We start from the raw sequence: 13,065 nt of genomic DNA on the forward strand, positions 1-13,065 counted from the left end.
TTTTCTTAATTCAATCTAAAAAGGATGGTTATAAATGCTCGTATCGGAAAAAGCGAAAAAAATATCCAAACGATCATTCGAATAGGAACTTATACTCGGATGACATTTGGATTGTTCTTTCCTACATTATGTATGTCTTTCACTTTTCATTTAAGGAGACTTGATTTTCTTTCAGATAAGCATGAAACGTTAGATAAATCATAGGTTTTCATTTTGAATCATTCTTTTTTACGTTGCTTTTGAAGGGAGTTCCTAGCTAGATACCACTGCTCGATAAAACAGATTATACCTACTAAAATAATTAGCATATAAGCCAGTATACTTTCGATGTAATGGTTAACAAACTTCCAAGTTAATATCGACACATAAAGTGTAGGAACAACTCCCCCTCCAAGATATTATATTGTTTCGAAAAAAGATTTGTGCAGCTGAACCCAAAATAATGATAGTTACCGTTCCAAATTCATGAAGAAAGAACTCTATTTGTTAATAATCATTCTTTTCTGCTTTATACTTTTCAATAATTCGTTTCGCATCATCTAATTGGATGCGGTCTTCAATTGCCAATTGTTTAACATAACTAATCAGAGGCTCTTTCTCTAATTCATCATTTAGTTCGATCTTTTGAATGATGTGATTTAATCTTGTTCGCACCGTAGGGTACGAAACTTCATAACTCTTCGCGATTTGCTTTAATGAACCTGAACTTAAAACAAATTTTCGAATAAACTCTATATCTTCCTTTTCTAAGGATGCTATCCATGCGGGCGTATCTTTTGGATCCATTTTATAGTCACCTCACTTGCTTAATAGTATCATAATCAATATTAAAGTTAAATATTTTTATATATTAGCCTTAATAAAATTTATGTTTATTTCAATAATATTAAAGCTATAAATGGGATAATGGCTTGGATCTCACGTTTTATCCTTTCTCACTATTTCTTATTAAGCAGGTTTATTTTCGAAGTTATTCCTAGATAAGGAAAATAAACACATACTTTTCCCTAGAAAATAGGATTCGTTCATCCAATTGGCTCTAGTATAAATTTATATCTGACCATTATTTCCCATTTAAATTTCTGAAAACTTGTATTACTATAAGAATAATATTTAAAAGGGGTGAGCTACATGGAAAAGTTATATAGTAATCTAGATTTAGTCTATGAAGAAATGGTAGAAATACGTAGATTTCTTCACCAACATCCGGAATTATCTTTTGAGGAAACGGAAACAGCAGCATATATTGCAGATTATCATACTGCGTTAGGACATGAAGTTCGCACGAATGTTGGTGGTAATGGGGTCTTGGCTTATCTAAGAGGGGCAAAGCCTGGTCCAACGGTTGCTTTAAGAGCTGATTTTGATGCGCTTCCTATCCATGAACAAACCGATGTCCCATTTAAATCAAAGTATGATGGTGTGATGCATGCATGTGGGCATGATGGGCATACAGCGACACTGTTAGGCTTAGCGAAAGTATTAAACGGGTTACAAGATGAATTAGAAGGAACGATTGTTTTCTTACATCAACATGCGGAAGAACTGCCACCAGGTGGGGCGATATCAATGATTGAAGATGGTTGCTTAGATGGCGTCGATGTTATTTTTGGTACCCATCTACAAGCTCAAATGCCATTAGGAGAAATTGGATATCGTACAGGAGCCTTGCAAGCAGCTCCAGATCGATTTGATATTACGATTAAAGGAAAAGGTGGACATGCAGCTCATCCCCATGATACAAAGGACAGCGTGGTTATTGGTGGACAATTAATTAATAACTTACAGCAAATTGTAAGCAGGAAGGTAGATCCACTAGATTCAGCAGTTGTGTCGGTCTGTAATTTTGTTGCTGAAAACCCATATAATGTGATTGCTGACTCAGCAGAGTTAGTTGGTACAGTACGTACGTTTAAAGAAGAAACGAGAGAATTTATTGAAAAAGAAATGGAACGTATTATTAAGGCTACCTGTGATGTCTCAGGGGCTGATTATGTGTATACGTATACACGCGGCTATCCTACCTTAGTAAACCATAAAGAAGAGACAGAATTTGTAGCAGAAGTTGCGAAAGAAGTACCTGGTGTAGAAGCAGTAAAGGTAACGGAACCAATTATGGGGGGAGAAGACTACGCTTTTTATTTACAACATGTCAAAGGGACCTTTTTCTTCACAGGAGCTAGAAATGAAGATTGGGATATCGCTTACCCACACCATCATCCTAAATTTGATATTGACGAACGGGCATTACTACATGCTGCAAAAGTTTTAGGAGCTGCCACTCTTCAATACATGAATGAATATGCAAACAAATCATTAAATGAAATTGGTTAATTATTTGATGGGAGTCTTCTATTAGTTAGAGGCTCCTCATTCATTATTCGAGGAGGCAAACAGAATGACACAACAAGCAGCTCAACTATGGAAGGATTGGCGCTTACATTTACTCGTATTTGGTATTGTTATGTTTACAGAAATAATCGGAACACATGAGATTCCAATAGGTGCTGGCGTTATTCTATTATTGCCGATGCTTTATGCCGTCATTATTGGAATTGCTTTGTTTTTTACACCTCTTGTTAAACAGAAACAATCTATTCATGCAGAATCGCTTGTATTTATTTCAGTAACCTTGCTCATTGCAAAGTTTGGCGTACAAGCTGGTACTGCATTGCCGCAATTAATTGAAGCAGGCTGGGCATTGGTATTTCAGGAGATTGGAAACTTAGGAACCATTCTAATTGCTCTCCCACTTGCAATCTTATTAGGTTTGAAACGTGAAAGTGTTGGTATGACTCACTCAATAGGTAGAGAAGCTAATTTAGCCCTTATTACTGATAAATATGGACTATCTTCCCCGGAGGGAAGAGGTGTAATGGCTATGTATATTTTCGGTACGGTATTCGGCTCGATCTTTCTTGGATTAGCTTCAGGATTTTTAGCTACGATTACGCCACTTCATCCATATTCATTTGCGATGGCAACCGGTATTGGTAGTGGAAGCATGGCAGCAGCATCATTAGGTCCGCTAGTTGCAGCACATCCAAATATGGCAGAAACATTAACCGCATTCTCTGGTGCTAGTAACTTACTTACCTCTGTTACAGGACTATATGCAAGTATTTTTATTGGGTTGCCGTTAACGGAAAAATTATACGAAATAATGACAAGAGACAAATCAAATAAGAATAAAATTGGTAAAAAATCAAAGGCGGTGTAGGTCATGCTGAAAAATATCCAAGAATGGATTTTATTATTTGTGATTATTGGTGCAATGATTATTATTGGTAATTGGATTGGCTATGATATTATGCCGCTTCAAGCAATTCCAGGAATAATTACGTTAGCGTTAATTAGTTTAGCGGGTCTTATCATTCATCGTCTCATTCCCTCTAAAAAAATTCCAAGCATTGCTTATATTGGTTTGTTAGCATTTATCTTAACGATTCCTGGCTTCCCTGGATCAGAACAAATTGTTACCTGGACTTCGGAGGTTAACTTACTGGCAATTACAACACCAATCTTAGCTTACGCAGGAATCTCAATCGGCCGTTCCTGGGCAGATTTCGTTAAATTAGGCTGGAAGACGATCATTGTTGGGATGTTTGTGTTAGTTGGAACTTATTTAGGTTCAGCAATCATAGCTGAAATCACACTACGAATACAGGGAGTTATTTAGGCTAATTATACGTTCTTATATATAACGCATTTATTCTAAAATAAAATATATTATAAAATTCATTCTAACAAGAGTCGGAACACAATAACTTAAAAGCCGAAGGGGTAAATAGGAATGAAATAACCGCTGATACAAAAGTGTAGTCAAAATACGTAGACTCTTGCGGGAACAGCACGCGCTATAGACCCTGCAGGAAAGTGTTCTGATGAGGGACGACTAAACGTGTCCTTTGCGGACAACATCGGCATACCCCTTGCCGGGGTAGGAAGCTGATGCCGTGCCCGCGGAAAGCGGAGTATTTTGACGGAGCAATGAGAAAACAAATAATCCGAACGGACTCAAGTGGAGTCGTTCGGATTATTATAGGATTAAGATACCTTTGTCTCCATCTCTTTTCTCGTATAGCTTATGCTTCTTTTGTTGTTTTCTTTCTTCTAAATCGATAGAAAACAAGGTAAAGCATTGGGACCATAATCAGCGTTAATACTGCTGAGAAGAGGATACCAGATATAATGGTTATGGCAAGTGGAGTAAAGAGAGCATCTCCACTTACTGCAACTGGAATCAGGGCAACAATTGATGTGATGGCGGTTAGAAGAATCGGGCGTAAGCGAACGCGTCCAGATTCAATCACAGCTTCTTTCACATTCATGCCTCTATTCAGCGCTTGTTCGATAAATTCAATTAACACAATGGAGTTTCTCACTACAATACCAGTAAGTGAAACCATCCCCATAACACCAAGGAAACTAATTGGTGTTTGCGTGACGAATAAACCAAGAATCGCACCTGAGATTGCCAGGTAAACCGCAACAAGTACGAGGAACGGTAACGAAAGTGAGTTAAATTGAAAAGCAATTAACAGGTATACTAGGAACAGTACAATGATGAAGAGTACGGTGATTTCGGCAAAGAAATCACTTTGCGCTTCATTTTCTCCACCTATTGTGATGCTGTAATCATCGTTCTCAAGCTGATTACGTTGATTTTCAACGATATCGGTTACGTTTGCCTCATAATTCTCCTCGTTTTCTGGGAAGGCACGAAGTGTAATCGAGCGTTCGCCATCAATGTGAGGGATTTTCTGAAGCTTTTCCGTTTCTTCTGTTGTGACAAGCTCATCTAAAGAAATGAGTTCAGGTGTTCCATCTGTAGATGCTGCTGGAACCTCAAGTTTTGAAAGGTCAACCTTACCTTCATTTCCTTCTAATACAATATTCATATCACGTTCAACGACACCATTATCGAATGCTTTTAATGGGATACCTTCCGTCGCAAGTCGAATTTGCTGACTAACCTGATTGACGGTAATTCCATTATCTTCGAGTGCACCACGATCAGGTACATATTCTATAGAAGGTTCAAAATCACCTACATTATCTACGACAATATCTGTTTCAAGCCCTTCTATTTCCTTCGTAAGTCTATCTCTCAGTTCAATTAATTTGTTGATTTCCGGCCCACTGACGGTAACTGTTACTGGAGCCCCTACGGGAGGTCCCTGCTGAATAGTATCCATAAAAATCTCAGCATCAGGGTATTCATTTCGGAGTGTATCTGTCCAATCGTCAATCAGCCCTTGGGTTGTTTGATTTTTTTTGTCGACTCTAGCTACGATTTGTCCGGTATTTTCTCCAGTGCTTGACAATGAACTATTAAAGAGACCAGGAGTCCCAGTTCCTGTGAAGACACCTGTTTCATACACACCGTCATCTGTTTTTAATCTTTTTTCAATGTCTTGAAGCGTATGATGTGTTTCTTCAATTGGTGTACCAATTGGAAGTGTGATATCTACGGTTACTTCTTCCTTATCAGCTGGTGGGAAGAATTCAAATGGTGTTAAGACAATCAATCCAAAGATGGCCGTTGTAAATACAAGCCCAAGAATGGAGACAAGCATCGGTTTTTTTGAAAATTTCTTTAAGAGTTTATCTGCATAAACATCAGCAAGCTTATTTAAAGGTTTTCCAAGAAGACCTGGTGCGTCAGACATCGGTTTCTTAGACCAACGATTTAAGAAATAACGCAGAATTGGCACAAATATTAGGGCAACAAGTGTGGATGCGATAATTGTAGTAATAAGAACGGTTGGCAATGCGCGTATAAATGCTCCATTTCCACCTGACAGGAAGACCAGCGGTAGGAAAGTAAATACAATTGCCAGGGAAGAGGTTACAATCGATACCCAGATCTCTTTTACCCCAGTGGTAGTACCAATTAGTCCTTTATCACCTAGTTTATATCTACGTTGAATATTATCATTAATAACGATAGAGTCATCCACGATAATTCCTAGTGCAATAATTAAGCCAATAACAGAAATTTGGTTAAGGTCAACATCTGTGAATGGTAATGGTATTAAACCAGTAAGAACGGATATTGGAACAGCAAGTGCCACTACAAGTGCACCTGATCCAGAAAGTCCAAGCGATGCAGCAACAATCACAGCTAAAACAGAAATAGCAAGAGATAGGAATAGCCCATCAAAAATATCCGTTACAATAGATGCTTGTGAATAATACGACACGAGCTCGACATTTGAAGGCAGGTTTTCAGAAAGCTCAGCCACTTTATCGCTTACCCGCTCATCAACGGTTGGGATATCTTCTCCTGACTTAACATAAGCAGTGAATGATACAGAAGGGTTACCTTCAAATGTAATCATATCTTCAAGTTCTTTTGAACTCACTTCAACACTAGCAATGTCTTCTAAATAGACAGCATCCCCCTCTGTGTTTTTACCAACGAATAGTTCATTCATCTGGTCGAGCGAATCATAGTTTTCAACAGAGAGCTGGACAACTTCATCATTCATTTGCTGCTTTCCTAAAGGAATTGGATAGTACTCATTATTAATGGCACTTTGAACATCAGTCACGTTCAAACCAGCCTCTTTTAATTCAGCTTGCTTTAATTTAATCAAAACTTGTTCTTCAGGCAATCCTTTGATGGTTACACCAGAAACACCTGATAATTCTTGTACTTCATCTTTCCATTGGTTCAATTCCTCTCCAAGAGAGAGCAGGTTATCGCGATTATCGCTTGTAATGTGATAGGAAACGATTGGCATTTTTGACGTTGATTCGTTAACTTCTGGCTCCAGTGCCTCCTCTGGAAACGAAGCAGAAGAACTGGATACAGCCTGCCGGACGTCACCAAATACTTCTTTCTTGCTTTCTCCTTCTTCAACTTCGACAACAATGTTAGAAAAGCCAGCTGAAGAAGATGAAGTTACTTCAGCGATGCCATCAATTGATCGGAGTGAAGACTCAATAGGATTTGTAATGGACCGTTCAACTGTGTCCACCGTCGCACCAGGATATACAGTGTTGATGGTACCGATATTTACAGGTGTTTCTGGAATTTCGCGTTGTGGAAGTTGAATGAATGTAAATGCTCCAACAATGACGAATAACACAATAAATATAATAAAGAGCTTCGAACGTTCTAAGATCCATTTCAGCATGTGCCAGCCTCCTTTTTGATCTTTAGACTGTTTGGTCAACATGGTATTAGTTATACCATATATTTATTGCAATATAAAGTATAGATGTTTATGACTATATAGTCATTTTTTGTTTTAATCATTCATTGTTTACTTATTAAAAAAAGATATAGTGTAAACATAAGTGAAGAGGGAATGCTGCTATAAGAGGTGCTGGTCCCTGTTTGTGACTATCATTTTACTGGACAAGTAGTGTATTCTAGTGGTAGAAGACATTGAGGTGAGCATGATGGATAAAAGAAAAGCAATATTAGAAGCAGCTGTTGAATTGATCGCAGAATATGGATACACACGTACATCGATGCAGCAAATCGCAGATAATGTTGGTGTATCAAAAGGTTCGCTATACTCGTTTTTCCCATCAAAAGAAGATCTAATTATATCGATATACGAACATTATCAACAGCTTGTATTTGAACGTGCTTTTGTAGTAGGCTTGGATAATAATTTACCACCTTATAAACGTTTTGCTAAACAGTTTCAAGTTCAATTCGAAGGAATATTAGAGTATAAATCGTATATGAAAATGCATATCCGTGGGGAGTCAGCTCAAAACAGTGAGAAGCTTCAGGGATTACACCATCGGATGAGAGGGCGATTATTTAACTGGCTGGAACAGAATTTAATTGATTTATATGGTGAAAGTATCTTGCCTTACAAATGGGATTTAATGTGGATGACACAATCCATTTATACATCGTATATGGGACTTATCATTTCTTCAGAAAATGTGCTTCCTCCGGAGGGGCTTGGTCAACATATCGTAAGACAGATTGATATTCTAGCGAAGGATTTTCTCCAAGGTAGCAGTGTTCCGTTTTTAGACGATGAGATAATGCGCCCTTTTTCTGTAGGAATGGACCGAGACGGAGCATTTACATCGTTCCAGGACAGAGAACGTGCGTGGAAAGCGCTGTATAAAAGGATTCATGAACTTCGAAATGCTACTTACTACCTTGAGGTAACGGACCGGATATCAGAAGAATCGAGAAAATCAAAACCAGATGAACTTGTGATGAGAGGTTTATTTCGATTATTAAAAGAGGAAGAAACGCTAGCTGCAAAAGCATATGTATTAGAGGAACAATTACTTCCAGCAACAGAAGATTAATGGGCTGGTTAAACTTCAGGCAAATTTTTCTCCTTATTCCAAAAGAGCGATCCTGTTTAAACATCCAAGATATACGATTCCAAGGGCTGCAATGCGTAAGCTTGGCTTTTTCTTCTGGCTGCATCTAAATAAAATTCATTGATGTTCCCTTCTAAGATTAACGTCATGATATGAAATTCATTACCATCAAAAGGTTGATTTTGATTTCTGAAAAATCCAATTTTTATAATAGTTGAATGATATAATAGTTGAAAAAAAAAGAAACAGGGGGGCGGCCATCGATGGATAAATACATATCTTTGGATATTGGTGGTACATATATTAAAAAAGGAATAGTGAATGAGTCTGGAGAAATTCTCAAACATCATAAAGAGAAAACACCGAAGACATTAGAAGAACTATTCCTTTTAATTGAACAGTATATTTTACAAAACTCTGATACCTTGGCTTTGACAGTTTCTTGTCCTGGTGCGGTAACTGATGAAGGGCTTATCCAAGGAGCTAGTGCTGTATCGTATTTACATGGACCAAATATAAAGCAGATGCTGAAGGCACGAATTGGTTTGCCTGTGTATATGGAGAATGATGCAAATTGTGCTGCTTATGCTGAGATATGGAAAGGCGCTGCCAAAGATAGAAAAGATGTGCTTGTCGTTGTCATTGGAACTGGGATAGGAGGAGCAGTTGTCAAAGATGGTTTGATTCATAGAGGGGCTAATTTGCATGGTGGAGAATTTGGATATATGTTAATTCCGACAAAAACTTCTGAGAACGGTGTAACGTGGAGTCAAATTGCCTCTACGAAAGCTTTAGTAAAAAAGGTTGCCCAACAAAAACAATTGGATGCCTCGGACCTTACAGGGGAGGCAATCTTTGACATGGCCGATATGGGAGACATTATATGTATCGAAGCCTTAGAAGCATTTTATCATTCCCTTGCACTCGGAATTTATAATTTACAATATATTTATGATCCTGAGATTATTCTTATTGGTGGTGGAATAAGTGAAAGAAACGATTTGGTAGACAGAATTGATGGAAAACTTACTCATATCATTGAATTAATTGAAGATTCTACGGTTAAGCCAATGATAAATACTTGTGCATTCCGACAACATGCCAATCTTCTCGGAAGTGTGTATGGGTTTCTGAGAGAAAAGGAATTGGATATTTTAGATATAAATTGAGTAAAGAAAGGGGGAATGCCAATGCCCGTCTTATGGAAGTCACTCAAATTGGGAATAAGCTTTGTCTTCATATATGTTTTGATTGTTTTTAGTGCTCCATTCATCATCCGGTTAATGGGCACTACTTCTGTTTCTTCAAGTCCGACGATGTTTCAATTTTCCTTGTATTCCATCAATATCAGGGGGAACACATTTGAATCTGAAGCTACGATCATGGGGCTGTTTATTTCCTTAATCTTAGGTACGGTAATCTATTATATCTTTCATTCTTTAAATAAAGGTTAGTTCTATTTCTAAAAGCCAAGGCTTACATGCTTGGCTTTTTTTTATGAGGTATTTTGGAGCTTTCCTCATTGAATAATAATTTGAAAAAATCGGATAATTTTATAGATTTATAGGATATATCGTCTTTTATTATCTTGTTAAGATATATGTAAGCGCTTAATAAAGGGAGGTATGGAAATTGAAGAAGTTATTAAGCTTAACTGTCGGGTTGTTTTTCATGTTTATAGCAGCTTGTAGCGGGGGAGAAGAGGCTTCGGGAAATGGAGGAATTGAGTTAACCCTTTGGAATGATTGGACGGAGGATCGTCCAGAAAATACTGTATATAAAGACATTATCAAACAGTTTAACGAGGAACATGAAGATATTACTATAAAGATGGAAAGTATTCCGCATGATCAATATGAAACAAAACTCCGTACACAAGCTGCTGGGAAACAACTACCAGATATGATGAGAGTTTGGCCTGGGGCTCGAACAGCTCCGTTAGCTGAAGGAGGAGTTTTATTACCACTTAATTCTATAGTAGATAATTGGAAAGACATAATACCGGATGAAATTTTACAAGATTATGCAATTAATGGTAATTATTATGCTATTCCATCTAACATAAGTGAGACAAGTCTCATATTTTATCATAAGGATAAATTAAAAGAAGCAGGTTATGAACAATTTCCTTCTACTTACGAAGAACTAAAGAAATTAATTGGTATGTTAAATGATAACAAAGAAACACCAATTTCACTCGGTAACAAATCTGTTTGGCCGCTGCAATCGATTTATATTTCAACGATTGCTGATCGCTATACAGGAAGTGATTTCTTAGGGAATGTATTAAGTAAAGAAGAAACATTTGAAAACGATCAATTTATAAATGCCTTAACAGTAATTAAAGAGTTAACAGAAATACAAGCTTTTAACGAAGATATGAATACGATAGATGAAGCTCAAGCAAGAAGTGAATTTATTAATGGAACAACAGCGATGCATTTGGCTGGTTCTTGGGCAATTGGACCAATTTTAGAAGGTGTAGACGATCCAGATTCCATCGGAGTTGCTGCATTTCCTAGTTTTGCAGGTGGTGAGGGAGACCCTTCTAAGATAGCTGGAGTAGCTGGAGGTGGAATTGCCTTGAACAGTGAATTAAATGATGAAGAAAAAGAAGCCGCTTTTACCTTTCTGAAATATTTTTATGCAGAAGATTTATATCAACAATTAGCACAAGCGAATATTATTGTTCCGGCTGATATTCCAATGGATGACGATGTACCTCGCTTATTTCAAAAAGCGAATCGGTTTGCCCAAAATGGATTGGCACCCGTATATGACGCAACGCTTACTCCTGACCTAACAGATATGATAAATAATGGGTTGCAATCAATCACGTTGGATGAAAAAACACCCGAAGCGTTGGCTAAAGAAATGCAAGCACTTTTAGAAGAAGAAAATTAAGCGCAAATGACTTTCGGGTTGCCTTGAGTTGGCAGCCCTTCTTCAGAGAAGGAGGCGAGAAGAATATGCATTTACTTGGTAAAAAAGGCATTATTATAATCGGATTGTTACCTGCTTTATTATTTTATATTCTATTTGCCATTTATCCTATTATTCAATCATTCTATTATTCTTTCATGCAGTGGGATGGATTCTCTGAGATGACTTTTGTAGGGCTGGATAATTTTAAGGAATTATTTCAGGATTCCTTATTTTGGAACTCTGTAAAAAATAACATCTATGTCGTAATTGCCTCCGTCTTAGGTCAAATTCCAATTGCACTATTAATCGCTCTATTATTAAATCGCAAATTGAAGGGAGTAAGGTTTTTTCGAACAATAGGGTTTTTACCGGTTGTCTTATCTACGGTAGTTATTTCTCTAACATGGAGCCTCATGTATAATTCAAAAAATGGCATGATCAATCAGTTATTACAATCTATCGGACTTCGTGAGTTGGCACAGAATTGGTTAGGTGATCCACAGTGGGCAATGATTGCTGTCTTGGTCACAGTGATTTGGCAATTTGTTGGTCTCTATTTAATTATTTTTCTAGCAGCCTTACAAAATGTACCAGATGAAGTAATAGAAGCTGCGAAAATGGACGGTGCATCAGAATGGGCAACGACTTGGAAAATAACAATTCCAATGATCTGGGATACCATCATCGTAGCTATCATTTTATGTATATCCGGTAGTTTAAAAACCTTTGATTTAATTTATGTAATGACCAATGGAGGTCCTTCCCATTCTACAGATGTGATGGCGTTGTATATGTTCCAGGAGACCTTTAGTCAATTGAATTACGGATATGGAAGTGCCGTTTCAGTTTTTATCTTCTTTTTTAGTCTAATCTTAATTTTTATTGTCACGAAAGTCTTAGGAAAGAAGATGATTTAGAAAGGAGTATCGTCTTAATGGAGTTATTGAATAGATCTAAGCTTAAATTATATCCAAGAAGGAGTATAAAAAAGACGTCCATTTATCTGATTCTTTTTCTATTTGCACTAGTTAATGCATATCCGATTTTGTGGATGATGATTAATTCTTTTAAATCGGAACAAGAGTTTTTAACAAATCAATTAGGGTTCCCACATACGTTTGTTTTAGAAAATTATGTAAATGCATGGGAAACAGCCAATCTTGGAGTGCTATTTGGAAATAGTATTTTCATTTGTATTACCGCTACTCTAATTACGGTGTTATTCGGAGCACTTGCATCCTTCTTTTTAGCACGATTTACGTTTAAAATGAGCAAGTTAGTATATACATTCTTCATTTTTGGTATGTTAATTCCTATTCACGCTACGCTTGTACCAATGTTTATATTGATGCGAGATTTGGGCTTATTAGATACACCGATAACGCTGCTTTTTCCGTACATCGCGTTTCACTTACCCATCACGATCTTTTTACTAACGAGTTTTATGAAAGCATTCCCTAATGATATTGAAGAATCAGCAATTATGGATGGGTGTGGCGTGTTTCGCATTTTTTGGTCGATTATTTTACCAATGTCTCGTCCAGCGTTAGCTACCGTGGTAATTCTAAATTTTATTTACAATTGGAATGAATTTTCTTTCGCCCTCGTTTTAATTAATGATCCAGCATTTCAAACATTACCTTTAGGTTTGGCTAGTTTTGCTGGGCAATTCACAACCAATTATGGAGCACAGGTGGCGGGGTTAACCATGTCTTTAATTCCAATCGTTGTATTCTACCTGTTTTTAGAAAAAGAAATTGTTAAGGGTATGACAGCCGGAGCGGTAAAAGGGTAGAATAGAAGAATTAAACGACAAGGAATGATGTA

11 protein-coding genes are annotated in these 13,065 nt (G+C 37.2%); 9 read left to right on the forward strand and 2 right to left on the reverse strand.

The window, feature by feature from the left end; all coding sequences use genetic code 11:
• Nucleotides 1-486: 486 nt before the first annotated feature.
• A complete protein-coding gene (locus BN990_RS04775) occupies nt 487-786 on the reverse strand; it encodes a DUF2089 family protein (protein WP_021289386.1) in 300 nt (99 codons plus the stop codon).
• 345 nt (nt 787-1,131) lie between these two features.
• Between BN990_RS04775 and BN990_RS04780 the strand changes: the two genes are divergently transcribed.
• From BN990_RS04780 to BN990_RS04790, 3 genes are all read left to right on the forward strand, one after another.
• Complete coding sequence (locus tag BN990_RS04780) at nt 1,132-2,334, forward strand: M20 family metallopeptidase (protein ID WP_021289385.1); 1,203 nt, start codon at nt 1,132-1,134, stop codon at nt 2,332-2,334.
• 64 nt (nt 2,335-2,398) lie between these two features.
• Nucleotides 2,399-3,220 carry a DUF3100 domain-containing protein gene (locus BN990_RS04785; RefSeq protein ID WP_021289384.1) on the forward strand — a complete coding sequence of 274 codons (822 nt, stop codon included), beginning with the start codon at nt 2,399-2,401 and terminating at the stop codon, nt 3,218-3,220.
• A gap of 3 nt (nt 3,221-3,223) precedes the next feature.
• The gene (locus tag BN990_RS04790; RefSeq protein WP_021289383.1) at nt 3,224-3,679 is read left to right on the forward strand and encodes a hypothetical protein; all 456 of its coding nucleotides are present in this window, start codon (nt 3,224-3,226) and stop codon (nt 3,677-3,679) included.
• 406 nt (nt 3,680-4,085) lie between these two features.
• Here the strand turns inward: BN990_RS04790 and BN990_RS04795 are convergent, their stop codons facing one another.
• Nucleotides 4,086-7,145 carry an efflux RND transporter permease subunit gene (locus BN990_RS04795; RefSeq protein WP_021289382.1) on the reverse strand — a complete coding sequence of 1,020 codons (3,060 nt, stop codon included), beginning with the start codon at nt 7,143-7,145 and terminating at the stop codon, nt 4,086-4,088.
• 268 nt (nt 7,146-7,413) lie between these two features.
• Here BN990_RS04795 and BN990_RS04800 point away from each other — a divergent pair, with 268 nt between their 5' ends.
• The 6 genes from BN990_RS04800 to BN990_RS04825 all read left to right on the forward strand — a co-directional run bounded on the left by BN990_RS04800 (nt 7,414) and on the right by BN990_RS04825 (nt 13,033).
• Nucleotides 7,414-8,295: a TetR/AcrR family transcriptional regulator gene (locus tag BN990_RS04800; RefSeq protein WP_038242722.1), complete on the forward strand. Its 882-nt coding sequence runs from the start codon at nt 7,414-7,416 to the stop codon at nt 8,293-8,295.
• A gap of 281 nt (nt 8,296-8,576) precedes the next feature.
• Nucleotides 8,577-9,482: an ROK family protein gene (locus tag BN990_RS04805; protein ID WP_038242724.1), complete on the forward strand. Its 906-nt coding sequence runs from the start codon at nt 8,577-8,579 to the stop codon at nt 9,480-9,482.
• 21 nt (nt 9,483-9,503) lie between these two features.
• Complete coding sequence (locus BN990_RS04810) at nt 9,504-9,767, forward strand: hypothetical protein (RefSeq protein WP_038242726.1); 264 nt, start codon at nt 9,504-9,506, stop codon at nt 9,765-9,767.
• Nucleotides 9,768-9,945: 178 nt separating this feature from the next.
• Nucleotides 9,946-11,217: an extracellular solute-binding protein gene (locus BN990_RS04815; RefSeq protein WP_038242729.1), complete on the forward strand. Its 1,272-nt coding sequence runs from the start codon at nt 9,946-9,948 to the stop codon at nt 11,215-11,217.
• Nucleotides 11,218-11,282: 65 nt separating this feature from the next.
• On the forward strand, nt 11,283-12,155 hold the full coding sequence (locus BN990_RS04820) for a carbohydrate ABC transporter permease (protein ID WP_021289377.1): 873 nt from the start codon (nt 11,283-11,285) through the stop codon (nt 12,153-12,155).
• A 17-nt stretch (nt 12,156-12,172) separates the two neighbouring features.
• The gene (locus tag BN990_RS04825; protein WP_038242731.1) at nt 12,173-13,033 is read left to right on the forward strand and encodes a carbohydrate ABC transporter permease; all 861 of its coding nucleotides are present in this window, start codon (nt 12,173-12,175) and stop codon (nt 13,031-13,033) included.
• Nucleotides 13,034-13,065 lie beyond the last annotated feature (32 nt).

Source organism: Virgibacillus salexigens (assembly GCF_000723585.1).
Taxonomy (GTDB): Bacteria; Bacillota; Bacilli; order Bacillales; family Amphibacillaceae; genus Virgibacillus; species Virgibacillus salexigens.

Excerpts from the sequence above, each read along its gene's own strand:
- BN990_RS04775 (WP_021289386.1), bottom strand. The coding sequence starts at position 786 with ATGGATCCAAAAGATACGCCCGCATGGATAGCATCCTTAGAAAAGGAA.
- BN990_RS04780 (WP_021289385.1), top strand. The coding sequence starts at position 1,132 with ATGGAAAAGTTATATAGTAATCTAGATTTAGTCTATGAAGAAATGGTA.
- BN990_RS04785 (WP_021289384.1), top strand. The coding sequence starts at position 2,399 with ATGACACAACAAGCAGCTCAACTATGGAAGGATTGGCGCTTACATTTA.
- BN990_RS04790 (WP_021289383.1), top strand. The coding sequence starts at position 3,224 with ATGCTGAAAAATATCCAAGAATGGATTTTATTATTTGTGATTATTGGT.
- BN990_RS04795 (WP_021289382.1), bottom strand. The coding sequence starts at position 7,145 with ATGCTGAAATGGATCTTAGAACGTTCGAAGCTCTTTATTATATTTATT.
- BN990_RS04800 (WP_038242722.1), top strand. The coding sequence starts at position 7,414 with ATGGATAAAAGAAAAGCAATATTAGAAGCAGCTGTTGAATTGATCGCA.
- BN990_RS04805 (WP_038242724.1), top strand. The coding sequence starts at position 8,577 with ATGGATAAATACATATCTTTGGATATTGGTGGTACATATATTAAAAAA.
- BN990_RS04810 (WP_038242726.1), top strand. The coding sequence starts at position 9,504 with ATGCCCGTCTTATGGAAGTCACTCAAATTGGGAATAAGCTTTGTCTTC.
- BN990_RS04820 (WP_021289377.1), top strand. The coding sequence starts at position 11,283 with ATGCATTTACTTGGTAAAAAAGGCATTATTATAATCGGATTGTTACCT.
- BN990_RS04825 (WP_038242731.1), top strand. The coding sequence starts at position 12,173 with ATGGAGTTATTGAATAGATCTAAGCTTAAATTATATCCAAGAAGGAGT.